Raw genomic sequence first — 24,640 nt, forward strand, 5'->3', positions numbered from 1 at the left:
AAACCTGTTTTAAATCAATTCATGTTAACTCAATCACATTTACACTCCTGATCTTTGAAAAAAACGAGAACACCAACATGGAACTCTTATGCCCCGCCGGTAATATAGCGTCACTCAAAGCCGCACTTAACGCTGGCGCTGATGCGGTTTATCTCGGACTTAAAGATGACACCAATGCGCGTTCGTTTGCCGGTTTAAACTTTTCGCCCCTTCAACTAGCGCAAGCTACCAAACTGGCTCATGGCCAAGGACGAAAAGTATTTTTAACCCTTAACACCTTCCCGAAACCTGGACAAGAACATCGCTGGTATCAAGCTGTTGATTTAGCAGCTCAATTAGAAATGGACGCCCTCATTGTTGCTGATTTATCATTGCTAGATTATGCCCACCAGCACTACCCTCACCTTACCTTGCATTTGTCTGTACAAGCTAGTGCGACCAATTTAGGGGCTCTGTCGTTTTATAAAGAAGCATTTAATATCGAACGTGCCGTTCTCCCTAGAGTACTGTCAATAAAACAAGTACGAGATTTAGCTAAAGTCAGCCCGGTCGAACTTGAAGTCTTTGCCTTTGGCAGTCTATGTATTATGGCTGAGGGTCGATGTCATTTATCGTCCTATGTGACAGGACAATCACCTAATACTGGCGGGTCGTGCTCGCCAGCCAATCATGTGCGTTGGCAAGATGACGGCAATGATAAACTCACCAGGCTTAATGACGTGTTAATCGATAAAGCTGATATAAGCCAGCAACTTGGGTATCCTGTGGTCTGTAAGGGCCGTTATATTGCCGAGTATGACCATGACGCGAAATATTTACTTGAGTCACCCACCAGCTTAAATACGTTAAGCTTATTGCCTCAACTGGCTCAAGCAGGAATAAAATCACTCAAAATTGAAGGACGACAACGAAGTCCTGCTTATGTGAGCCAAGTGACTCAAGTTTGGCGTAGCGCGATTGACACTTATTTTGCCAACCCCGAGTCGTTTTGCGAACAACCACAATGGGCACAAGTGTTAGCAAAAGTATCCGAAGGACAAATAACAACATTGGGTGCTTACGAGCGTCAATGGCAATAAGGTTATAAAATGAAAATATCTCTTGCTCCAATTAGCTACTGTTGGTCAAAACCTAACGTAGAAGCGTTTTATCAACACGTTGCTTTAAGTGATATCGATACCGTATATTTAGGTGAAACGGTATGCAGTCGCCGTCGAGAAGTGAAGTTTAATGACTACCTTGAACTCGCCAATATGCTTAAATCTCATGGTAAGCATGTGGTGCTATCAACAATGGCCCTGATAGAAGCACAATCTGAACTTAACGAATTAAAGCGTGCTATCGATAATGGTGATTTCAGTATTGAGGCTAATGACATGGCTGCAGTACATTATGCACACCAAGCTAAAGTCCCTTTTGTTTGTGGGCCAACAATCAATAATTATAATCGAACCAGTCTTGATTTATTGCACCGTAAAGGGATGTACCGCTTTGTTATGCCATGTGAATTATCGCAACAATGGTTAAGTAACGTTATCAACTACGGCGGTAAACCGGCTTTTGAAATAGAAGTGCTTGGCCATGGCTATATGCCATTAGCACTCTCAGCGCGCTGTTTTACTGCCAAACATTACCGGTTACCTAAAGATAAATGCCAAACCATTTGCCAACGTCATAGCAAAGGCTTACTTGCTCAAACACAAGAATCGCAACCCTTATTGCGTCTAAATGGCATCCAAACTCAATCAGCAGCGCAGGTAAATTTAATTAACCAAATCCCACAGATGCTCGATATGGGAATTGATTACTGGCGAATATCACCTAACAAATTAGCCGATATAACTTTGGGTTCAGACTTAGCCCATGCTTTAGAACAAGTCAAAACGGATACACTTAACAAAGAAGCACTGTTCACAAAACAGTTTAATGACAATAAATCTGTGTCGGCGGCCAGCCATCATTGCAATGGTTATTGGTTAGGATTACCCGGTATGGATTATGTGCTTGAGTCCAATCCTCCAAGGCTATAATCTAAAAAACACTCGCTAGCCATTAATCAATAGGTCATATATTGACACAATATTGATATTTTTTAATGGCTATCGAGTAGTTGTAAATTCCACAAAATCAAAATAAAAATACGCTAATAACAAAATACTAAACATTCAGTTCAATTAGTATTTCGTTATATAAAAAGTGATTCTTTCAAAGCAAATAACTACTCACATTTCACTAATATCTATTCGGTTAAGTTATCATTTTACAAGCTGTAAATATGGGGGTAACCTTGCCTACCAAAAAATACAACTGAATGGACATTCAATGTCTGTCCATGATAAACAGTTGGAAAGGACAGCTTTCCCAACTTAAAGCAAATATGTAGGGTGAATTTAACGTGACACAGAAAAAACACAGCATCAAAACAATCCTCACCTTTATTATTCCATCACTGATTGGTTTATTATTGTTTATGACCCCAATTAACATCGAAGGGTCTATTACCATTCCAATCGCTATCATCTCAAAAGCATTGCAAAGCCAAATGGGCAGTTCGATTCAGCTTATTGTTACCTGTATTGTTGTATTAATGGCATTCGCCTCACTGTTTACTCAGATCATTAATCCTAAATTTGTGCGTAAAAACACTTTTTTACGCACTTTACTGAAAGTAAATTTATTCTGGTTAGTCGTGCGGATACTGGGGGCAATCTTTATTGTCATGGTTTACTTGCAAGTGGGACCTGATGCGATTATTTCATCGTCAACTGGCGGCCTAGTACTCAATGATTTAGTCCCAGTGTTGTTCTCGGTATTTATTTTTGCCGGTATGTTATTACCCTTATTACTTAATTTTGGCTTATTAGAGTTTTTTGGTACGTTATTAACTAAAGTGATGCGGCCAATATTTAATTTACCAGGGCGAAGTGCCATTGACTGTATGGCGTCTTGGTTAGGTGATGGCAGCGTGGGCATTTTAATGACCACCAAACAATACGAAACCCGTTTCTATACTGCCCGTGAAGCTGCTGTCATAGGTACTACGTTCTCTGCGGTGTCAATAACGTTCAGTCTAGTGGTGATATCACAAGTCAAACTAGAACATCTTTTTGCGCCATTTTATCTCACCGTATGTCTAGCAGGCTTTGTTGCCGCAATCATAGTTCCTAAACTACCTCCGCTATCATGGAAGAAAGATCTTTACATCGATAACACTCCTCGCCACGAAGATGACGAAACGATCCCAGCTAATCATGGGGTGTTTTCATGGGGATTTGATCAAGCAATGCAACGAGCATCCTCTGCTGGTGGAATTAAACATGTTCTGACTGAAGGGATTAAAAACGTTGTCGATATGATATTTGGTGTTATCCCCGTGGTTATGGCTATTGGCACAGTAGCTTTGATATTAGCGGAACACACACCAATTTTTAATTACTTAGGTATGCCATTTATTCCATTTTTAGAATTACTCCATATTCCAGAAGCTACCGAAGCCTCAAAAACGATTGTTGTTGGCTTTGCGGATATGTTTATTCCATCCATTTTAGCCAGTTCGATAGAGTCTGACTTAACACGCTTTGTGATTGCTGCTTTATCTGTTACTCAGCTTATTTATATGAGTGAAGTGGGTGCACTTTTAATTGGCAGTAAAATCCCTGTTAACTTTTTTGAACTATTCGTCATCTTTATTCTACGAACGTTAGTAACCTTGCCTATTATTGCGTTAATGGGCCACTTGCTGGTTTAATTTCACAAGCGAACTCAACACCACTAAATAAACTGAAGCGCATGCGCTTCAGTTTATGTTAAAAATTTTCTGCGTAACCGAGATAAATCGAGTATGCTTAAAAAGTAACATTAACGACATATCATTATAATGCTGAATAACTAAGGGCAAACCATGGACGATAGGCGTAAGTTTTCTCGTATTTTATTTGCAGCCAGTGCTTACCTCACGCAAGCAGAGAAAACATGGCAAACAAAAATTTTAGATTTAAGTCTCAATGGCGCCTTAGTAGAAAGACCTGCAGATTACAATGAGCAGCCAGATAGCATGTTAACGCTAAAATTTATGCTAGCAGACTCCGCTATTGAATTAACAATGGAAACTGAAATTGTGCATAAAACGCCTGAACATCTTGGCTTAAAATGTACACATATTGATGTTGACAGTATCACCCACCTTCGAAGAATAATTGAATTAAATATGGGTGATGCCCAGCTATTAAACCGTGAACTTACGTTTTTAATCGCTCCGTAGTGACTAATAAAAAATTAATTAATAACGTCGCGAAAACAAAAAAAGGTAAATCATTGATTTACCTTTTTTATATGAGCCATTTGCACAATGGATGATTAATGAATGAGCTCAAGTAGCTCATGAATAGTTTTTACCGGAGTGATTTTGGCGCCTAACCCTTCCATGGTTTTATGGTAATTCCGAAATGGAATAAAAATCTCCGTAAACCCGTGCTGTGCAGCTTCTTTTACCCTTGGAACACCACTGTCAATTGGACGTACATCGCCGTTCAAACTCAACTCACCCATAATACAAGTGGTTCTAGGCACCACAAAGTCATTTAAGCTGCTCAATAATGCCGTAACAAGCGCTAAATCAATACAGGTTTCTGATTCATCAATTTTCAATCCGCCGACAATGTTGAAAAAAGTATCATGATATATCTTGGTTTTAGTATGTTTACGTAAAATCCCCGTTAACATCTTAATTCGGTTCATGTTAAGACCGACGCATACACGCTGCGGAAATTCAGACTCAGTTTCAGTCGTTAAACATTGTATTTCTAACAACAAATTACGATTACCTTTACGAATACAGGTAATTGTCGAACCAGGTGATTCTGTGGTGGAGCCCGATAAAAATATTTCGCTAGGGTTATCAACACTGAGCATTCCACGCTCACTCATACGAAAAATACCCACGGTATCGACATCACCAAAACGGTTTTTATTGGCTCGTAAGGTACGAATTTGGCCATCATTAGTGTCAATATGTAGCAAGGAATCCACAATATGGACTAAGGTTTGCGGTCCAGCGATTTCATTATTTTTATTCACATGAGCAATAATAAACATAGTCACGTTATTTTTTTTACAGTATTGCGTAAACGCTTGTGCAGCGGTTTTAACTTGCGACGGCGACCCTGGACTCCCATTTGCAGAATCTGTAACGACTGCTTGAATAGAATCGATTACGGCAAATTTAATTTGCTTAGCTTCTAATTCCTCAATAATCGCTTCTACGCTGGTTTCAGACAACAGAAACAAGTTATCTTCGTTATAATTAAGCTTTAAACGATTAACGCGATTCTTAAATTGGGATAATGACTCTTCTGCAGTACAGTACAACGACGCCATTGATTGCGACATTCGAGCAACTAAATCGGATAACAACGTTGTTTTACCTGCACCAGGATCACCTGAAATAATATTAACAGAACCAGTTGTTAATCCACCGCTTAATACCCTGTCTAACTCACCAATTTCAGTGAGTCTTTTTTCAGCCTCCACAGATTCAACTTCACTCAGCTTTTTGGAACCGCCACCAACAGCACCTGCGTAGCCCAATACCGATGAACGCGAGGTTGAACTCTTTGATGCCGACAACCTCATTTCAACTAAAGAGTTCCACGCACCACAACGACATTGCCCCTGCCAACGCGGATAATCTTGACCACAATCGTCACAAACAAATGTCATTTTTGGAGCTTTTGCCATGTTAAATCCTATATTGAAAACCAATTAATACGTTACAATTCAAGTTATTTGATCTAAAGACTCCCAAACAATCATAATTAAAAAGTTGTGTTTATTACATCTATGTACCATCGACAAAAGCAAAATAACCGCTTTGATGACTTATATTAGTAATAATAACAATGATCTTTAGTTTGAGTCTTGCCAATGGTTAAAATCTTGTTCACACTCCATACAGAACAACTATAAATGAGTGATAAATAGCGCGCAGTAAAGCCAGTGCTAAATCAATAACGCGTTATCCATAACATCGCGTGTTAATCTGAGTAATATGACAATTCATAGCATATCATTTCGCCATAGTTTACCAAGATCGCAGAAATGTATATTACAATACAGATTAGCACTTTCTTGCCGATAACATTATCAGCCAGACTTACAATAAGTATTTGAAACGACATAATAATGAGCTTAGAAAACCACAGTGCATTAATTGAACAACTAAAGTCTCTGATCATGGAACCTGACTTTCAGGATATTTTTGAACAGTTAACCGCTGACGAATCAAATTCTACCCGTTTTCTACTGAAAATGGAGCTAAACCGAATCTCATCTTTATGCACACGACTGATTGATTTACGCGACAAAACTGAATTACCTTGCGAAGAAATAGTCATTGCTAATCAAAAACATTTCCTAGATGCACCAGCAAAAGAGTCTTTATTACAAATACTGCCATTATATCGCAATAATTACACACTAGGCGTATATGAGCATGTTATTAAACTGCATAAGCGGCGTCGCCTTAGACTGAGAGAAAAAGTCTCTGACGAAGATACTAACCAAGAAAATCAATTTCTGGTGCCTGGAGTCGTGCTCGGGAGCTACTTTAATCGTAGTGAAGAACGAATGAATTATAGCATTCGAATCATGGTTTCTCAGCAAGGGCTAGCTGAAGATAATGGCGTTACGCTAGATTTATCCGTCGGCGGAGCTCGCATTAAATTGCCATTGAAACATGGCTTTGACCAAGACAAACCGTTGCGCGTAAAACTGCTTGAACTCAGTGATGAATATTATTTGGATGATTTACAGCAAGGTGTTGACTATCAAATAGTTGATATTCAAAACAAAGATGACAGTGCCATCTTTAGACTAAAAAGGCTCGGCGGCGGAGGGGCGTTAGATAGCTTGTTATCGCAGTTAATCCGCGGGCATAAATTCCGCTATAAAGTGGATGTTAATGATGTCATCGTTACCGCGACGGGATTAGGTTATGAGCGTCATTACCTGCCTTTATTGACGCATTTACCCTTGTTTGTTTCTTCGGTTGATAATAAACCACAGATAACTTATGAATTGCTGAGTCGAAGTAACCAATCTATCCAGCATTATTTTCAAGATGAAAATGAAATTAGCCAACTCCCAAGCCTTCTTAATACGAGTCGGTTAACTCAACTGATTAATCAAGCCGAAAACAATGACCATAGTTATTTATTTAGTTTTACTTATCATGCCAACGGTAAGTTACATTTTTATTCTGCTACCTTAGCGGAACTTAAATCCACTAAAAATATCCATTTATTTTTCGGTTTTGCTTCTAAAAAAGCCAGTTGGCGAGTGTTTAAAGTGATCACTCAAGTAATCGATCACAGTAAAAGCTACAAAACATCGACCCTCCCCGGAGATGATGCTCGTTATGCAGCCCTCACAGAACAACAATTAGCTCAATTTAGTCATACTTTACAACTTATTGATTTAACTAACGAGGAAGCTCGTAAGGACTATCAATGCTGGTTTGAGCAATCCGATGTCAATGCTTTAAAGGTTTTTGCGCAAACTAAGATCAAGCAACAAAACATCAAAAAGGTTTCAATGCCATTTAGTGAACGGCGCCATGAAGCCCGATTCTCTTTTAAAACCTTAATTACCATCCAGCAAGGTGATAAACAGACATCGGGTATCACTCATGATATTTCAAGTCGTGGTTTACAAATTATGTTAGAAAAGACCACCAACTTTGATGAACCGGGTGCCATAACATTATCATTTCCAAGACTTCAGGCCGCAGCGAATACAACGAATTTATCAAATTTACCATACCAATTAATACGCAGCCGAATGAATGGGCTGATTTTACATGTCAGTGCCATTATTGGTCACTCACCACATGAAGGTGTAACGTTTTTAAATAAGCTCATTGCTCACAATAAACAAAAACTCGAACAATTATCTGATAACGAAGGCCAAAAGAAAGAACTGGCTGACGGGATGAAAAATCTGTTAATGCGTCAATTACCTGGTGTACCCTATTTTATTGAAAAAACAGCCAAAACGGCAAAAATGGCATATATAGGTATTGGTACTACGTCCGATGAAATTAGTCATTTATTTGCTCAGGATAGTGATAAATTACTGCAATACAACTTAATGCCACTGTTAAAGAACAATGTATTAAAACAGCAAATTGTAGACCCGCTTAAACTGATGAAACCCACGCAAGATATGACCTTTTTTGAAGTATTTATTCAACTCACACGTCACCCTAGAGGCGCAGTGCAAATTCAATGTAAACTTAAATCTGAACTGATTAATAGAGAACAACAAATTGAATTTATTACTCAAAGTAAAAAAGCGGGTCGTTTTATGGCATTAAGAGTGTATGTAGGAGCAACTGACAAGCCCGATATGAGTTATATTCGACGCGAGCTAGAGTATATTCATATTCATGCAAATCATCGAGCTAAGCAATTGGAAGAGCAGTTATGGAAAGTCATTGGCTCTGGTGAGTTACTCGATATTACCGCAGAAGTTGAATTTCGCTTTCCAAGTGTCATGACGCTAACCTAATCAATGCTCTGCTAGGCCCAAATACCATTGTTTAATTTGTACAAAATGATCTTGCTCTGCCTGTCGTTCTGTCAACATACCTGCGTGATTATAATCCATTAAATTACCCTTTTCTTTAGCGAGCAATGTGTACTTAATCTGGGTAAAACCACATTCATCGATCATATCGCGTACATCTGATGGATTGCCTAAAACATGATCATTTTTCCCCGCAATGAACCAAGCCGGTGGCCATAGTGCTTTTGTTGCAGCTTGGGCATAGTGAAAATGATCGTCATGATCAATCCAATCCCCCTTAACCCAATCAATGGTTTGCAATAAAGATGCACGGCTTTCATTGTCCATACCGACACGAAGCCGACTGGCATCAAAGTAGCCTTGTTTGGCTATATACAATGGCGCAAAACGATTCCAGAAAAAATCTACCATTAACCATTTCTTAAATGACTTCACCTTGATAGTGCGTTTAGAGCCAAAAGTTAATAGTGATGCAACACTGGATTGTAAATGAGTATAACGAGCCAAACTGCTGGCCATTAATACCCCTCCCCATGAATGTGCACACCAATGTACTTTATTCACCAAAGGGTGACGCTTGGTAATAAAATGTTGTACTAAAGGCAATTGTTCACGAATGACTTCACCTTGACCCAAAGAAAAATGACGATCAATAACAGGCTTACTCAAGCCACGCCCTGCGGTATCCATAACATAAACATCAAAACCAGCCTTAGCCAAAAAACACCCTAGACCGCGCCCTGTGTCACTGTAAAATACCCTCCCATTTGACATAGCACCATGCAACATCAAAATGGGGATCCCCAGAGGTGTTAATGTCGTAGGACGAATATGCCGAAGATGTAATGAACCATCACGGTATGGAATATAGAGAGAATCTTGGAAGATATCTTTAGTCAAAATAGGCAGTTATATTAGTAATAATAAATCTAAAACTAACATTACTGCCATGAATTACAACTAGAATAGAGTAACTATTCTATATTTAACGTGCTTTATAAGCATTGATACTGTCTTTATAGCTGTAAGCAAAAAACCAAAGCACGTAAATCGACATGTTGTATTGAAGCATCTGCGGCGGCAATTAATTTAGGCTTAGCATGAAATGCCAATCCTAAATCAGCGGCCTGGATCATCGCAATGTCATTGGCACCATCACCAATTGCCACTCGTTGGCCAGATGCAATAGACCATTGTTCAGCACACTGATTCACTACGTTAGCTTTGTATTGAGCATCCACGACATCACCGGTCACTTCACCGCTGAGCTTACCATCAACAATAACCAGTTCATTGGCAAACGCGGCGTCTAAATTCAATAATGTCTTTAAATGGTCCACAAATGGTGTAAAGCCACCGGAAGCGACTACTAACTTCCATTGATGCGTTTTTAATTCGGCTAACATCGCTTCAAGACCAGACATTAAGGGTAAGGTATCGCATAATTGTTGAATAATCGCCGCATCGGCTCCAGCAAGCTTGCTGACACGTTGTCTTAAAGATTGTTCAAAGTCTAGTTCACCACGCATTGCACTTGCTGTAACGGCGGCAACTTCTTCACCAACACCAGCCATGAAGGCAAGTTCGTCAATACATTCGATTTCAATCGCTGTGGAATCCATATCCATCACCAATAATCCCGGTTGATTGAGGCGAGCTAAAGGTTGTTGAACAAGCACAATTTCAGCAGCTATATTCGTTGGGAATGACGCTATCCATTGATCATTCGCTACTTGGGCCGCCAATTCAAAACCTAATAAATCATTCTGCCTGTCAAGCTTTGCAATATGGGCATTCGTTGGAATAGAGGATAACCAAGACTCAATTTCAGTTGAGCATTCAACACTAAAAATCACTCGACAACGGTACGATAAATGAGCTTGCAAATTATTCAAATAATCTGACTCTCGATAACGATATAACACACAGCTTAGATGTTGATATGTCTCACAACTACCTGAAAATAACCAATTTAGTAAAACATTATCATCTTGTTTAAGCATCAATACGGCCTCTTAGTATGTTACGACTATCTACTGACAAATTTTTCGATTAATATAGCTTTTTGATGATTCTCTGTAATTAGATAACTACAGAAGGGCTGCCCACAAAAATGCCCAAAAAGACAGTTTCTAATTAAATAGAAAAAACACTGAGGATTAAAGTGATTTTTATTAAAGGCCTTAAAAAAAGACAAAAAGTCAGCAGAATTGTGCAAATCATTGTAGCAATAGTACTGATATTAGGTCTAATACAATTGTGGCAATCGAGTTTACGTAATGGCCAGAAATTATTAAATTCACAGACAAAAGTGATGGCTCGACTGTTAGCACAACAAGCTGCTAATGGTGCTGCACCAGCAATGTTTTTGCAAAATGATGAACAACTTCAATGGTTAGCATCTGCACTAGCAGCGGATCCTAAAGTGATGTCGGTGAATATCTATAATTCGCAAGGTGTCAGATTGGCTTTTGCACAAAGTGTGTCATATGAAAACTTAGAAGCAGATTCAGAAACATTAAAAGGTTTGTTAAAACCGTATCCTCCATTAATTGAAAACGTGATTCAAGATAATAATAATTTAGGTTACGTGGAAGTACGTTTAAATCTGGATATATTTTTTGATGAAATAAAAGTGTTGTATGAACAAAATATGCAATTACAACAGATGATGTTGGTTGTAGCTGGCTTTATTGGTTTATTACTCTCTCGCGCATTATCATTTAAACGAGCAGATTTTGATCGTCGAAAAACACGACTCAAATTACATAAAAAGACCAAAAAGAGGTCATTTACTCCTTCCTCTGCAACAGATATAGATACAGATAGCAAAAAATAATATAAAAAATGGGCACTCAATGAGTGCCCATTTTTATAATTAACGTTTAAATTACAGTGTTAATGCTGCATCTAAAGTCATAACTATCATGTCGCTGAATGTGGTTTGACGCTCATCAGAAGTGGTTTTTTCACCAGTACGAATATGGTCAGATACAGTCACGACACACAAGGCTTTTGCACCTAACTCATGTGCAACACCATACAAGCCAGCAGCTTCCATTTCGACGCCTAAAACACCCATCTTTTCCATCACATCAAACATTTGAGGATCTGGAGTGTAGAATAAATCAGCAGAAAAAACGTTACCAACACGGATCTTCGTTCCATGTTTTTTAGCTGAATCAACGACTGCGCTTAATAAGCTGTAATCAGCAATAGCAGCAAAATCGTTATCTTTAAAACGTAAACGATTCACGCGTGAGTCTGTACATGCACCCATACCAATAATCACATCACGCACTTTTACATCAGTGCTAATAGCACCACAAGTACCAACACGGATTAGGTTTTTAACGCCATAATCTTTGATTAATTCATGAGCATAAATTGAACAAGATGGAATTCCCATACCTGAACCCATAACCGAAATACGCTTACCTTTATAAGTACCAGTAAAACCAAGCATGTTACGAACATCTGTTACTTGCTCAACATTTTCTAGAAATGTTTCTGCAATGTATTTTGCACGTAATGGATCTCCTGGGAAAAGTACAGTGTCGCCAAAAGCACCTTCAACAGCATTAATATGTGGTGTAGCCATGTTATAACCCCTATGTTTCTATTTTATTTTACTTAATCATGTTTGCAGTTTAGCAAAGGCATTAAACTTTATATAGAACCGTCGTTTGAAAATGTGACTAATTAATAAAAGATTCACCATAATTCATTGGTTCTAACTTAAAATAACTCGCAATAGACTGACCAATATCAGCAAAAGACTTACGGCGACCTAATGAACCCGCAGGTAAACCAGCACCATAAGCTAAAACTGGTACGCGTTCACGAGTATGCTCAGTACCCACCCAGGTAGGATCACAACCATGATCTGCTGTAAATAAAACAAGGTCATCTGGCTCTAAAGCCGCAAATAACTCAGGTAAACGAGAATCAAAATATTCAAGAGCTTTAGCATAACCAGCAGTGTCACGACGATGACCATAATGTGAGTCAAAATCAACAAAGTTAGTAAATACAATAGTGTTATCACCCGCACGCTTAATTTGCGCTAAGGTTTCATCAAATAGCTCTTCAAGACCCGTGGCTTTAAACTTTTGAGTAATACCACTATGAGCATAAATATCGGCAATTTTACCAATACTCACCACTTCACCACCAGCATCTTTCATTTTATCGAGCACTGTTGGTGCTGGCGGTAATACCGCGTAATCATGACGATTGCCTGTACGCGCAAAATCTATCGCTCCAGTCCCTACAAACGGGCGCGCAATAACACGGCCAATATTATAAGGCTCTAACTCTTCACGAGCGATTTTGCATAAATTGTATAGATTTTCTAGGCCAAATGATTCTTCATGACAAGCTATTTGAAATACCGAATCGGCAGAAGTGTAAAAAATAGGCTTGCCTGTTTTCATGTGCTCTTCGCCTAATTCTTCAAGAATTTTAGTGCCTGAAGCATGGCTGTTACCTAAGAAGCCGTCTAATCCGGCGCGTTTTAGGATTTTATCGGTTAATTCTTTAGGAAATGAATTGGTTAAATCGCTGAAATATCCCCATTCATATAAAACGGGTACACCAGCCATTTCCCAATGACCACTTGGTGTATCTTTGCCAGAGCTTAATTCATCAGCATGACCATAAGCACCAATAAGCTCAACATTATCACCAAAACCAGCAGCAAATTGACCCGTACTTTCAAAGCCTGCGTGACCTAAACCTAATCGAGCAAGATTAGGTAATTTTAAAGGCCCTTGTCGGCCAATATCCGCTTTACCTTCCGCACACGCCTGCGCAATGTGGCCGAAAGTATCAGAACCGACATCACCAAACTTATCTGCATCGGTGGCTGCACCGACACCAAAAGAGTCGAGCATTAAAATAAAAGTTCGTTTCATCATGTTTTCCCTTTATAAATCTGAAGCGCGAATATAACGATATATTTCAGGCGTCTTCTCAGGCGCACTATCGCCAATAACAATCGCTTGCTGAACAGCTGCTGCGGCTTCTGCAAAAGCATCTTCAGATTGAGCATGGATCATCGCTAACGGGACATCTTTATTAACTTCCTGACCCAATGCACACACTTGAGTTAATCCAACACTGTAATCCAATACATCACCAGGTTTACGACGTCCGCCACCTAAGGTAACAACAGATAAACCAAGTTCGCGTGTATCCATTTTATAAGCAAAACCAGATATGTTCGAATAAACTGGACGTATAATCTTCGCTTGAGGTAAGTATTTATCATATGCCTCAACGAAATCGGTTGGGCCACCTAAGCCAGCAACCATTTTAGCGAACGCTTCAGCGGCCTTACCATTATCGAGTACAGCATTTAACTTATTACGTGCTTCTGCTTCATTTTGTGCAATACCACCTAAAATGAGCATTTCTGCACATAATCCCATGGTGACAGCATATAAACGCGGATTACGATATTGACCAGTTAAAAAGTTAATCGCTTCACGAACTTCAACAGCATTACCTGCACATGAAGCCAACACTTGGTTCATATCCGTTAATAACGCGGTTGTTTTTGTGCCTGCACCGTTTGCGACAGCAGTAATACTACGAGCTAATTCTTCAGATGCTTCGTAGGTTGGCATAAATGCACCACTTCCTACTTTTACATCCATCACAAGGGCATCAAGTCCAGCAGCTAACTTTTTAGATAAAATGGATGCGGTAATTAACGAAATAGATTCTACAGTGGCGGTATTATCGCGAATGGAATAGAAACGCTTGTCTGCCGGTACTAAGTCACCAGTTTGGCCAATAATGGCAACACCTGCGTCTTTAACAACTTTGCGGAACAATTCACTTGAAGGCTCAGTTTGATATCCAGGAATAGCATCAAACTTATCTAGTGTACCACCAGTATGACCTAGACCACGCCCGGAAATCATCGGTACATAACCACCACAAGCTGCAGCCATAGGGCCAAGCATTAAGCTGATAACATCACCCACACCGCCAGTACTATGTTTATCAATAATAGGACCATCAAGGCCGAGTGAATCCCAATTTAATACTGTTCCGGAATCGCGCATCGCAATCGTTAATGCTATACGTTCGTCCATATTCATGTCTTTGAAATACACGGCCATGCCGAACGCAGCAATTTGACCTTCAGAAACCGTATTATGAGTAATACCATCAACAAAAAATTGAATTTCAGCCGTACTTAGTGCATCGCCGTTGCGTTTTTTGCGAATAATCTCTTGAGCAAGAAACATATGAGTCCCCTTTAGGCAATCCAACACCTTGAGGATCGCCATTAATATCTGAAATGTCATCAGATGATGACGCTTTGCATGACCATTAGTGGTCATGCAAAATGAGTGTTAATGCATAATACGAATTAGTAGCCTGAAGTCGATTTAGGCGCTTCAGTCATTTCAAGGGTATGCAGTAAGCTGTTTAATAGGCTAGAGGCACCAAAACGGAATGTTTGCGGACTGACCCAATCAGCACCTAAAATACGTTCGGCTAGGTCTAAAAACTCTGCAGTTTGTTCGGCATCACGTACACCACCAGCTGGTTTAAAACCAACTTGGCGATTTTTCTCACTGATCACAGTTAGCATTATTTCAGCCGCTTCAATCGTGGCATTAACCGGTACTTTCCCGGTTGATGTTTTGATAAAATTAGCACCTGCATCAATAGCTATTTCTGATGCTTTACGAATTAAAGCAGGATCTTTCAACTCGCCAGATTCGATAATCACTTTTAAAAGGACATCTTCACCGCATTCTTCTTTACACGCTTTTACCAATTCAAAGCCAACCGTCTCATTACCAGCCATTAACGCTCTGTAAGGAAACACAACATCCACTTCATCGGCACCATAGGCAACAGCAGCACGGGTTTCTAACACGGCAATGGCAATATCATCATTACCATGAGGAAAGTTAGTCACTGTAGCAATTTTAATGTCTTCACAATCAAGCTCATTAAGTGTTTTACGTGCGATAGGAATAAAACGAGGATATATACATATAGCAGCGGTATTGCCAGCAGGAGACTTGGCTTTATGGCACAAATCAATCACTTTTTGTTCTGTATCATCATCATTCAATGTGGTTAAATCCATTAATGAAATACCGCGTAGTGCCGCTTTTTTTAAATCAGTCATAATTGCTCTCCGAAACGAAAAATCAAAGTCGATAAATTTTTTCAGGCAATACTATTGAACAGGCATATGATTAAATTATGGCCGGGCCTTCAGTACTGCCAGTAAATCTAGGTGATATTTACTAACCTAGGTATTCAATCTGATAACGAGTACCACGACTTGAATCCTTGAAGACCGGAAAAGGTAAAACAAAGATATTTGTTTTAACTATTCCGCGAAAAATCCATTTTAGCGCGTAAAAATAAAACTTTGTAGAGTACAAACCTTTATATAAAAATACTGTTAAACATAATAGTTTTAGATAAAAATTTGATAGTGATTTTGTGTAAAAGTTGAAGCCGCAAAGCGGCTCCAACATATTCACTAAACCAATCTTAGAACTTGTAAGTAGCAGATAGGTAATGTGACCAACCTGTAGATTCTAGAGCTAGCGCACCAGCACCATCTTCTAACAAGTAAACGTCTTGGAAACCTTTTAAGCCATAACCAAGCGCATATTGATCTGAATGCCAGTATAGACCAAAGAAGATGTTACCACCGGTTGACGTTTTAGGTACAAAAGCAGTTTCGTCTTCGTCAGCACCAAATTGGTAATCGATATAACCTTGGAATGACAAGAAGCTCTTATTGTCAAAGAAGTAGAAAGGCTTGAACCAGTTAGCTGAGAACTGATAACCATTCCATTCTTTAGCATTCATGTCATAGAAACCATAAAGGTTCATACCAGTTTTGCCTAACCAAGGTACATTTACGTCAGCACCAACACCCCAGTATGTAGAGTTAACGCCTTCGCCGTTAAGACCATCCCAGTTGAATAAAGTTGAGAAATATACTTCTTGGATTGGACCAAAAGATAAATCTTTACCCGTAATAGCATCGATAGAGAAACGTGGATTGAACTTCATGAATATTTTACTAGTGCCTGAACCTGGGTTTTTGTCACCATTGTCAGTAGATTCATTTGCTAAGTTGAACACATCAACGTAACCATAAAGATCAACAACACCAGAACGACCACCAAATTCCATTTCTAAGTAGTTATGTTGATCGCCAGATGCTGGGTTATCTGGCTTTTCACCGATAGAGTACATAGCGTTAAACTGTAACCACTTGTAATCACTACCGTGAAGATCTGTACGGTCTGCCGCAAAAGCATTACCAGAAATAGCAGCAACTGTTGCACCCGCTAAAGCTAACATTTTTACATTTTTCATCATCAACCCCATGTATATTATTTAACTATCTTCGTGGATAGCACTTCTTTTTAGTCATTCGCATTTTACCGTTACTGATATAAATCTCAATATTTAATCAATAAAAAACGAATACAAAATTCTTTTATGTGAACAATGTCGCGACTTTTTGTCTACACATTATTAACAATTTGACATTTTACCTTTGACTAGAGGATTTAAAGCATCCTTTTTTACAATCAATAAAACGGCATAACTTCATATTGGGAAACGGTGGATTAACACAAAAATCAATAACAACTTTCTTAAAAAACTGGGTCTCTAATTTATTATTGATATAAAGACCCAGCTTTTGGGGTTTCCCCCAAGGACTTCTTCTTAGATAGCTAAGAATAAACCGGCTAATGTCGCACTCATTAAGTTAGCTAATGAACCAGCGATAACAGCACGGATACCTAATTTTGCAAGGTCATGGCGACGTGCAGGAGCCATAGCACCTAAACCACCAAGTAAGATTGCAATAGAAGATAAGTTAGCGAATCCACACAATGCGAAAGATATAATCGCTTTAGTACGGTCTGACATCATAATGCCAGTTTCTGCTACTACTTTGAAACCTTCAGCAGATGCATCTAGTAGATACGGAGCGAAGTTTAAGTAAGCAACAAATTCGTTAACAACAATCTTTTGACCGATGAAAGAACCCGCAACTAACGATTCATTCCAAGGTACACCGATTAAGAATGCTAAAGGCATGAAGATATAACCTAGGATAAGTTCAAGAGTAATACCCTCTAAACCAAACCAACCTGTTACACCACCGATGATACCGTTGATCATTGCGATTAAACCAACGAATGCGATCAACATAGCACCAACGTTTAATGCAAGGTGCATACCTGATGCAGCACCTGAAGCAGCAGCGTCTAATACGTTTGCAGGCTTATCAGGATCATCTGGTAATTCATCCATTTCATTGATAGAGGCTTCTGTTTCTGGGTGCATCAGTTTAGCCATTAATAGACCACCTGGTGCCGCCATGAATGACGCAGCCACTAAGTATGCAATTGGAACACCCATTTGCGCGTAACCCGCTAATACAGAACCAGCGATTGACGCTAAACCACCAACCATGATGGCAAATAGCTCAGACTGAGTCATTGTCGCAATAAACGGACGTACTACTAATGGTGCTTCAGTTTGACCAACGAAGATATTCGCTGTAGCTGACATAGATTCTGTACGACTAGTGCCTAATGCTTTTTGTAGTCCACCACCGATAATACGGATGATCCACTGCATAATGCCTAAATAGTAAAGCACTGCAATTAGAGAAGAGAAGAATATAATGACAGGTAATACGTTGATGGCGAAAATGAAACCAACTTTAAAGTTAGCCAAATCACCAAATAAGAAGCTAGTACCTGCTTGTGCATAACTAATCACACTTGATACTGCGTCTGAAACACCTTTCAGTATATCTTTACCGATTGGAACATATAATACGAAACCAGCGAAGAATGCTTGAATTGCTAAAGCACCACCGACGGTACGTACATTAATTGCTTTTCTATTATTTGATAGTGCAAAACCTATCAATAGTAAGGTGACCACCCCTACTAAACTCATTACTATATCCATTAATCATCACCCTTTTGTTAACAGTTTTTTTGAATGTTGTTAACTCACCTAATTTCCGTTGACGATTATAACTGAGCATGAAACGAAAAGCGTTGTTTTGATCAAGCTTTTAAAGTTTAATTTCAATCTCTTAGCAAATTAAATAACAAATTGATGTTTTCGTTTCAATAAAAAAGACTAAAGCTCAAATAGTTGCACAGCATTTTTATTCAACTGTTCTAATATACAGACAATTTCTTTTTTCTTTAAAAATGCGATTTCGGACACAATTCTACTTAATATAAGAGGAGTATTACGCGTTTTGGGATGGTCGAAAGGAGGCATACTAGGTGAATCGGTTTCTATTAAGAAATGTTCTAAGGGTAAATTTGTTACTGTTTGGCGAAGTTTTGTTGCATTTGGATTGAGTATTAAAGCCCCTATGCCCAGTTTAAAACCTAGGTCAATATATCGTTTGGCAATGTCATTGTTACCATAAAATCCGTGCACGACCCCGCTTCGGTCTAGCTTCATTTTCCCTAATATAGCTAAAAGCTCTTGATGGGCTTTAACTGCATGTAAAATAACCGGTAATCGATAAGTTTTTGCAAGCAACAATTGTTGTTCAAGTAACGTTAATTGTTTATCCGACCAATGATGCAATTTATCTAGCCCACACTCCCCTACCGCGACTAAACGCTTGTCCCCCCTATATTTCTGTAACATGGTATCAAGCTGAATAATGGTGGCATCAATATCCTCTGGTACATACCAAGGGTGAATACCAAGTGAAAAATAACAGTCATATTGCTGTGCTATTTGGATTTGCTTTTGCCATTGTTGAACCGATACTCCAGGTATAATAGCGGAGGTGATGCCTTGATGATGCATTGCATCAAACACCTGTGCTCTATCATCATCGAACGCAGCCATGTCGAGGTGAGCATGAGTATCAATCATAAAATTGCCTTTTTATACTATCGCCAACATTAGTATCGATGGTTGGTTGTAATGTGGTTATTGATATTACAATATTATTTTCATGTTTGTTCACTATTGGCAAACAACAATGTTGATTTTCTAGTATTAACCCCATACCACCACACACAAAAAATACATGACTATCAATTAGTTACACAAAATAATTTAAGAATAGCTTTATTCATCTTAATAATCCAAAAAAAACATCAATAAAAAAGGCGGCAAAGCCACCTTTTTAACATATCTGCAAAAACTATCTTAACAATTAGTGTTCGCGTGTTTTGGTAAACTCAATATCAGGATAACGTTCCATTGATAAGTTGAGATTGACCATTGTAGGGGCAATATAGGTTAAATTATTGCCGCCATCTAGGGCTAACTGTTGACTGCATTTACGACGAAACTCTTCTAATTTACGTTCATCTTTGCAATAGACCCAACGAGCGGTACTGACACTGATACCTTCGTAAATGGCTTCTACGTTATATTCACTTTTTAAGCGCCCAACAACCACTTCAAACTGAAGTACACCAACAGCACCAACAATTAAATCATTAGAATCCACAGGTCTGAAGACTTGTACTGCACCTTCTTCTGCTAGCTGAACCAAGCCTTTTAGTAACTGCTTTTGCTTAAGAGGATCTTTTAAACGAATACGGCGGAACATTTCAGGCGCGAAATTAGGCACACCAGTAAAGCGCAGTTTTTCACCTTGAGTAAATGTATCACCAATTCGCATAGTGCCGTGATTGTGTAAGCCAATAATATCACCAGGATAAGCAGCTTCAGCACGGCTACGATCCCCTGCCATAAAGGTTAACGCGTCACTGACATTTACATCTTTACCAATACGAACATGATGCATTTTCATGCCTTGTTCATATACACCAGAGCAGATGCGCATAAAGGCAACCCGATCTCGGTGTTTAGGATCCATGTTAGCTTGAATTTTGAAGATAAAACCTGAGAATTTCTCTTCATCAGGAGTGACTCTGCGGACATCACTTTCACGAGGCAATGGTTTTGGGGCCCATTCAACAATACCATCCAAAATATGGTCCACACCGAAGTTACCTAAGGCTGTACCGAAATATACTGGCGTAAGCTCACCTTTTAGAAAAGCTTCTTGATTGAATTCATTTGAAGCGCCAGCAACCAGTTCCATTTCATCACGTATTTCAGTGGCGTATGATCCAAGGACTTTATCTAGTTCAGGATTATGTAATCCTTTAATAATGCGTTCTTCTTGGATGGTATGACCCATACCGCTCTGGTATAAAATGATTTCATCTCGCAAAATATGGTACACACCTTTAAATTCCTTACCTGAACCTATTGGCCAGGTAATAGGTGCACAAGCTATTTTTAAGATGTCTTCAACTTCATCCATCAATTCAATGGGATCGCGAATATCGCGGTCACATTTGTTCATGAATGTCACTATGGGTGTATCACGTAAGCGCGTTACTTCCATAAGCTTAATAGTACGATCTTCAACACCTTTAGCGGAGTCAATAACCATTAAACATGAATCTACTGCGGTTAGTGTACGGTAGGTATCTTCCGAAAAATCTTCGTGACCAGGCGTATCAAGTAAATTGATAAGCGCACCACCGTAAGGGAATTGCATCACAGAGGTGGTAATCGAAATACCACGATCTTTTTCCATTTCCATCCAATCAGATTTAGCATGTTGACCAGACTTTTTACCTTTTACCGTACCGGCCTTTTGTAAGGCGTTTCCGAATAAAAGTACTTTTTCGGTGATGGTGGTTTTACCCGCATCGGGGTGCGAAATGATGGCGAAAGTACGACGCTTGTCGACCTCAACTTTATTGCCTGACATGTTAACCTTGCACTAGCCGCTAAAAAAGGCGCAAATTATAGCGCCTATCGACAGAATTGGCTAGGCAAAGTGTTTTTTAGTGCTTCGCTGATAATTCGGTAGATTGTTGAATCATATTTTGCATTTTAGCTAATTCAATTCTCGCATAACGATGTTCAACAAAATCATAGATATTGGTGGCTAACGTTAAACGGTAAAAATTAGCAGCTTGCTGATATTGCCCCTTTTCCGCAGCATGTTTAGCTAAGTAAAAATATGCTTCACATAAACGTTCTGCGTATTCTTTAGGTTGAGACAAACCGACTTTAGCTGCAACAAACACTTGTTCTTGACTGACTTTTCCCATGTAAAAATCGACCAATACACTGGACCAAGCTTCATTTCTTAATTGCTTTCGCTGTTCAGTTAAATTAATTAAAGCGCTATTTTTATCTATAGAGGAAGCCATTAAATAAAGCCAAAGAACACGGTAACCATCACTAGGATCTTGCTCATAAAATGCTTTCATATCATTAACGGCTAACTCGTAACGTTCGCCATAATATAAAGCAATTCCTCTATTTAAGTAGGCGTAGTCATAACTTGGTGACAATTCTAATACACCATCGAATGCTTCATAAGCACTCTCAAACTCACCTTCTTGGGTATAATAAATACCTAAAAAATTATAAGCATCGGCTAAGTCTGGTTGTAATTTTATAGCTTGATGGAAATCAATTCGACCGAGCAAACGCAAACCAACACTGTCATATATAACCCCACGGTCATAATGAAAACGTGCGCGTTGTTCGTCAGTTAACTCCATAGTAGCCAAAATTTCATTCAGCTTTGCCAAGGTCAATTCCAATTTATAATCTGGCATCACTGGCGCGACAATCATCTGTCCTGCAATATCATCTTTTGAACCTAACGTTGCAGCACACCCTGACAATAACATACTTGCACCGACAACAACGGCAACGATTGTGGTGCGTAGTTTACATTCCATCCGCTTTACCTTATCAGGTTCTATTAATATTCAACATCATAGCAATCTGGCAATCTAAGAGCCATGGACATTACAGATTATTTTTCGATAGATAAAAAAAAGGAGATCAAATGATCTCCTTTTTTTAGTATAACTAAGATTTAACGATTAAATTACTCAGCAGTTTCTTTTGCTTGAGCTTCTTTAATTGATAATCTTACACGACCTTGACGATCCACTTCCATTACCTTAACAGCAACTTCTTGGTTCATTTCTAAATGGTCAGATACATTTGCTACACGTTCGTCACTGATTTGTGAGATGTGTACTAAACCATCTTTACCTGGAAGAATGTTAACGAAGGCACCGAAATCAACGATACGGATAACTTTACCGTTATAGATACGACCCACTTCAACTTCAGCAGTGATTTCTTCAATACGACGGATAGCTTCTTTAGTTGCTTCACCATTTGAAGATGCAATCTTAACAGTACCATTATCATCTAGCTCAATCGTAGTGCCAGTTTCTTCGGTTAGCGCGCGAATTACCGCACCGCCTTTACCAATGACATCACGGATTTTTTCTGGATTAATCTTGATAGTCGTAATACGTGGAGCATGGGCAGAAATATCATCACGATGTGAACCAATAGCTTGATCCATTACGTTTAAGATATGAACACGTGCACCATAAGCTTGCTGCAACGCGATATCCATAATCTCTTTAGTAATGCCTTCGATCTTAATATCCATCTGCAATGCAGTAATACCGTCACGAGTACCCGCTACTTTAAAGTCCATATCACCTAAGTGATCTTCATCGCCTAGGATGTCAGAAAGTACAACGAAATCGTCACCTTCTTTAACTAGTCCCATTGCAATACCTGCAACCGACGACTTAATTGGTACACCCGCATCCATTAATGCTAATGAAGTACCACATACAGAAGCCATTGAGCTTGAACCGTTAGATTCAGTAATTTCAGATACAACACGAATGCTGTATGGAAATTCTTCAGCTGAAGGCATAACAGCATTCATACCACGCCATGCTAACTTACCATGACCGATTTCGCGGCGCTTAGGTGAGCCAACCATACCTGTTTCACCAACAGAATACGGAGGGAAGTTATAGTGAAGCATAAAACGATTAGTACGTTCGCCCATAATGCTATCAATTTTCTGAGCATCACGTTCAGTACCTAAAGTACAGGTTACTAGAGCTTGAGTTTCACCACGAGTAAATAATGAACTACCGTGTGTACGTGGAAGTACACCAGCTAAAACACTTAATGCGCGGATCATGTCTGGCTCACGACCATCGATACGTGGCTTACCATTAATAATACGTCCACGTACAACACTTTTCTCTAAGCTACCAAGTAAGTTGTCTACTTCGCGAGTATCAACTTCTGGATTTTCAGCAACTAATGCTGCTTTAGCTGCGTCTTTAACAATACCGACTTGTACATAACGGTCTTGCTTAACTTCAATTTGATAAGCTTCTGTCATGCCTACTTCAGCAAGTTCTTTAATTTTGGCAACTAACACAGGATCTTGAACTGGTGCAGTCCATTCCCACATTGGTTTGCCGGCTTCAGCCTTGAACTCAGCAATGGCATCAACAACGACTTGTTGTTGATCATGGCCGTAAGTTACAGCACCTAACATGATTTCTTCTGCAAGCGCTTTAGCTTCAGATTCAACCATAAGTACAGCACCTTTAGTACCCGCTACCACTAAGTTAAGTGAACTTGTAGCAAGCTGATCAACAGTTGGGTTCAGTACATATTCACCGTCGATGTAACCAACACGTGCAGCGCCAAGTGGGCCACTGAAAGGGATACCAGAGATAGCAAGTGCCGCAGAAGTACCAATCATTGAAACAATATCTGGTTCGATTTGTGGGTCAACTGAAACTACAGTGATGATAACTTGAACTTCGTTTTTAAAACCGTTAGGAAATAAAGGACGAATAGGACGGTCAATTAGACGTGCAATCAGAGTTTCATCTTCTGAAGGACGACCTTCACGCTTGAAGAAACCACCAGGGATTTTACCTGCAGCATAGGTTTTTTCTTGATAATTAACCGTTAGAGGGAAAAAACCACGGCTTAGATCCGCTACTTTTTTACCCACTACAGTAACTAATACTGTGGTATCGCCCATGCTTGCTAAAACTGCAGCATCTGCTTGACGTGCAATAACACCCGTTTCTAAGGTGACTGTATGTTGACCATACTCAAAACTCTTTACAATTGGATTCACGTGACCCATTCCTTAATTTAA

19 protein-coding genes are annotated in these 24,640 nt (G+C 39.2%); 6 read left to right on the forward strand and 13 right to left on the reverse strand.

What is annotated here, in order from left to right:
• Positions 1–77 precede the first annotated feature (77 nt).
• The 4 genes from ubiU (at position 78) to FH971_RS14995 (ending at position 4,261) form a co-directional block, all read left to right on the forward strand.
• Positions 78–1,079, forward strand: coding sequence for a ubiquinone anaerobic biosynthesis protein UbiU (gene ubiU, locus FH971_RS14980; protein WP_140234864.1), 1,002 nt, complete (start codon positions 78–80; stop codon positions 1,077–1,079).
• A 9-nt stretch (positions 1,080–1,088) separates the two neighbouring features.
• On the forward strand, positions 1,089–2,030 hold the full coding sequence (locus FH971_RS14985) for a U32 family peptidase (protein WP_137226293.1): 942 nt from the start codon (positions 1,089–1,091) through the stop codon (positions 2,028–2,030).
• 386 nt (positions 2,031–2,416) lie between these two features.
• Complete coding sequence (locus tag FH971_RS14990; protein ID WP_420853482.1) at positions 2,417–3,748, forward strand: YjiH family protein; 1,332 nt, start codon at positions 2,417–2,419, stop codon at positions 3,746–3,748.
• A 153-nt stretch (positions 3,749–3,901) separates the two neighbouring features.
• On the forward strand, positions 3,902–4,261 hold the full coding sequence (locus tag FH971_RS14995) for a PilZ domain-containing protein (RefSeq protein ID WP_137226289.1): 360 nt from the start codon (positions 3,902–3,904) through the stop codon (positions 4,259–4,261).
• A gap of 95 nt (positions 4,262–4,356) precedes the next feature.
• Here the strand turns inward: FH971_RS14995 and radA are convergent, their stop codons facing one another.
• Positions 4,357–5,736 (reverse strand): DNA repair protein RadA, encoded by a 1,380-nt coding sequence (gene radA / locus FH971_RS15000; protein ID WP_137226287.1) that lies wholly within the window; start codon positions 5,734–5,736, stop codon positions 4,357–4,359.
• Positions 5,737–6,180: 444 nt separating this feature from the next.
• On the opposite strand from radA, the gene FH971_RS15005 reads away from it, so the two are divergent.
• Positions 6,181–8,565 (forward strand): PilZ domain-containing protein, encoded by a 2,385-nt coding sequence (locus FH971_RS15005; RefSeq protein ID WP_140234866.1) that lies wholly within the window; start codon positions 6,181–6,183, stop codon positions 8,563–8,565.
• Here the strand turns inward: FH971_RS15005 and FH971_RS15010 are convergent, their stop codons facing one another.
• The gene (locus tag FH971_RS15010) at positions 8,566–9,483 is read right to left on the reverse strand and encodes an alpha/beta fold hydrolase (protein ID WP_140234867.1); all 918 of its coding nucleotides are present in this window, start codon (positions 9,481–9,483) and stop codon (positions 8,566–8,568) included.
• A gap of 116 nt (positions 9,484–9,599) precedes the next feature.
• Entirely contained in the window at positions 9,600–10,586 is a 987-nt protein-coding gene (gene serB / locus FH971_RS15015; RefSeq protein ID WP_140234868.1) for a phosphoserine phosphatase SerB, read from the reverse strand.
• Between the two features lie 161 nt (positions 10,587–10,747).
• On the opposite strand from serB, the gene FH971_RS15020 reads away from it, so the two are divergent.
• The gene (locus FH971_RS15020) at positions 10,748–11,422 is read left to right on the forward strand and encodes an AhpA/YtjB family protein (RefSeq protein ID WP_140234869.1); all 675 of its coding nucleotides are present in this window, start codon (positions 10,748–10,750) and stop codon (positions 11,420–11,422) included.
• A gap of 51 nt (positions 11,423–11,473) precedes the next feature.
• Here FH971_RS15020 and deoD read toward each other — a convergent pair whose 3' ends face one another.
• The 10 genes from deoD to pnp form a co-directional block, all read right to left on the reverse strand.
• Positions 11,474–12,184: a purine-nucleoside phosphorylase gene (deoD, locus tag FH971_RS15025; RefSeq protein WP_140234870.1), complete on the reverse strand. Its 711-nt coding sequence runs from the start codon at positions 12,182–12,184 to the stop codon at positions 11,474–11,476.
• 97 nt (positions 12,185–12,281) lie between these two features.
• Positions 12,282–13,499: a phosphopentomutase gene (locus tag FH971_RS15030; protein ID WP_140235622.1), complete on the reverse strand. Its 1,218-nt coding sequence runs from the start codon at positions 13,497–13,499 to the stop codon at positions 12,282–12,284.
• A gap of 12 nt (positions 13,500–13,511) precedes the next feature.
• Positions 13,512–14,843, reverse strand: coding sequence for a thymidine phosphorylase (gene deoA, locus FH971_RS15035; protein WP_140234871.1), 1,332 nt, complete (start codon positions 14,841–14,843; stop codon positions 13,512–13,514).
• A gap of 125 nt (positions 14,844–14,968) precedes the next feature.
• Positions 14,969–15,742 (reverse strand): deoxyribose-phosphate aldolase, encoded by a 774-nt coding sequence (gene deoC, locus FH971_RS15040; protein ID WP_140234872.1) that lies wholly within the window; start codon positions 15,740–15,742, stop codon positions 14,969–14,971.
• 374 nt (positions 15,743–16,116) lie between these two features.
• On the reverse strand, positions 16,117–16,956 hold the full coding sequence (locus FH971_RS15045) for a nucleoside-specific channel-forming Tsx family protein (protein ID WP_140235623.1): 840 nt from the start codon (positions 16,954–16,956) through the stop codon (positions 16,117–16,119).
• 357 nt (positions 16,957–17,313) lie between these two features.
• Positions 17,314–18,576: a NupC/NupG family nucleoside CNT transporter gene (locus tag FH971_RS15050; protein WP_140234873.1), complete on the reverse strand. Its 1,263-nt coding sequence runs from the start codon at positions 18,574–18,576 to the stop codon at positions 17,314–17,316.
• A gap of 177 nt (positions 18,577–18,753) precedes the next feature.
• Entirely contained in the window at positions 18,754–19,515 is a 762-nt protein-coding gene (locus FH971_RS15055; protein ID WP_140234874.1) for a TatD family hydrolase, read from the reverse strand.
• A 286-nt stretch (positions 19,516–19,801) separates the two neighbouring features.
• On the reverse strand, positions 19,802–21,382 hold the full coding sequence (gene prfC / locus FH971_RS15060; RefSeq protein ID WP_137226265.1) for a peptide chain release factor 3: 1,581 nt from the start codon (positions 21,380–21,382) through the stop codon (positions 19,802–19,804).
• A 76-nt stretch (positions 21,383–21,458) separates the two neighbouring features.
• Positions 21,459–22,370 carry a lipoprotein NlpI gene (gene nlpI / locus FH971_RS15065; protein ID WP_137226263.1) on the reverse strand — a complete coding sequence of 304 codons (912 nt, stop codon included), beginning with the start codon at positions 22,368–22,370 and terminating at the stop codon, positions 21,459–21,461.
• A gap of 152 nt (positions 22,371–22,522) precedes the next feature.
• Positions 22,523–24,619: a polyribonucleotide nucleotidyltransferase gene (pnp, locus tag FH971_RS15070; protein WP_137226261.1), complete on the reverse strand. Its 2,097-nt coding sequence runs from the start codon at positions 24,617–24,619 to the stop codon at positions 22,523–22,525.
• Between the last annotated feature and the right edge of the window lie 21 nt (positions 24,620–24,640).

Origin of the sequence: Shewanella polaris (assembly GCF_006385555.1) — a bacterium.
GTDB classification, from domain to species: Bacteria; Pseudomonadota; Gammaproteobacteria; order Enterobacterales; family Shewanellaceae; genus Shewanella; species Shewanella polaris.

What these genes read in the sequence shown, in the direction of transcription:
- ubiU (WP_140234864.1), top strand. Translation starts at nt 78, where the DNA reads ATGGAACTCTTATGCCCCGCCGGTAATATAGCGTCACTCAAAGCCGCA.
- deoA (WP_140234871.1), bottom strand. Translation starts at nt 14,843, where the DNA reads ATGTTTCTTGCTCAAGAGATTATTCGCAAAAAACGCAACGGCGATGCA.
- FH971_RS14985 (WP_137226293.1), top strand. Translation starts at nt 1,089, where the DNA reads ATGAAAATATCTCTTGCTCCAATTAGCTACTGTTGGTCAAAACCTAAC.
- prfC (WP_137226265.1), bottom strand. Translation starts at nt 21,382, where the DNA reads ATGTCAGGCAATAAAGTTGAGGTCGACAAGCGTCGTACTTTCGCCATC.
- FH971_RS15055 (WP_140234874.1), bottom strand. Translation starts at nt 19,515, where the DNA reads ATGATTGATACTCATGCTCACCTCGACATGGCTGCGTTCGATGATGAT.
- radA (WP_137226287.1), bottom strand. Translation starts at nt 5,736, where the DNA reads ATGGCAAAAGCTCCAAAAATGACATTTGTTTGTGACGATTGTGGTCAA.
- FH971_RS14995 (WP_137226289.1), top strand. Translation starts at nt 3,902, where the DNA reads ATGGACGATAGGCGTAAGTTTTCTCGTATTTTATTTGCAGCCAGTGCT.
- FH971_RS15045 (WP_140235623.1), bottom strand. Translation starts at nt 16,956, where the DNA reads ATGAAAAATGTAAAAATGTTAGCTTTAGCGGGTGCAACAGTTGCTGCT.
- nlpI (WP_137226263.1), bottom strand. Translation starts at nt 22,370, where the DNA reads ATGGAATGTAAACTACGCACCACAATCGTTGCCGTTGTTGTCGGTGCA.
- deoD (WP_140234870.1), bottom strand. Translation starts at nt 12,184, where the DNA reads ATGGCTACACCACATATTAATGCTGTTGAAGGTGCTTTTGGCGACACT.
- FH971_RS15030 (WP_140235622.1), bottom strand. Translation starts at nt 13,499, where the DNA reads ATGAAACGAACTTTTATTTTAATGCTCGACTCTTTTGGTGTCGGTGCA.
- FH971_RS15050 (WP_140234873.1), bottom strand. Translation starts at nt 18,576, where the DNA reads ATGGATATAGTAATGAGTTTAGTAGGGGTGGTCACCTTACTATTGATA.
- FH971_RS15005 (WP_140234866.1), top strand. Translation starts at nt 6,181, where the DNA reads ATGAGCTTAGAAAACCACAGTGCATTAATTGAACAACTAAAGTCTCTG.
- serB (WP_140234868.1), bottom strand. Translation starts at nt 10,586, where the DNA reads ATGCTTAAACAAGATGATAATGTTTTACTAAATTGGTTATTTTCAGGT.
- deoC (WP_140234872.1), bottom strand. Translation starts at nt 15,742, where the DNA reads ATGACTGATTTAAAAAAAGCGGCACTACGCGGTATTTCATTAATGGAT.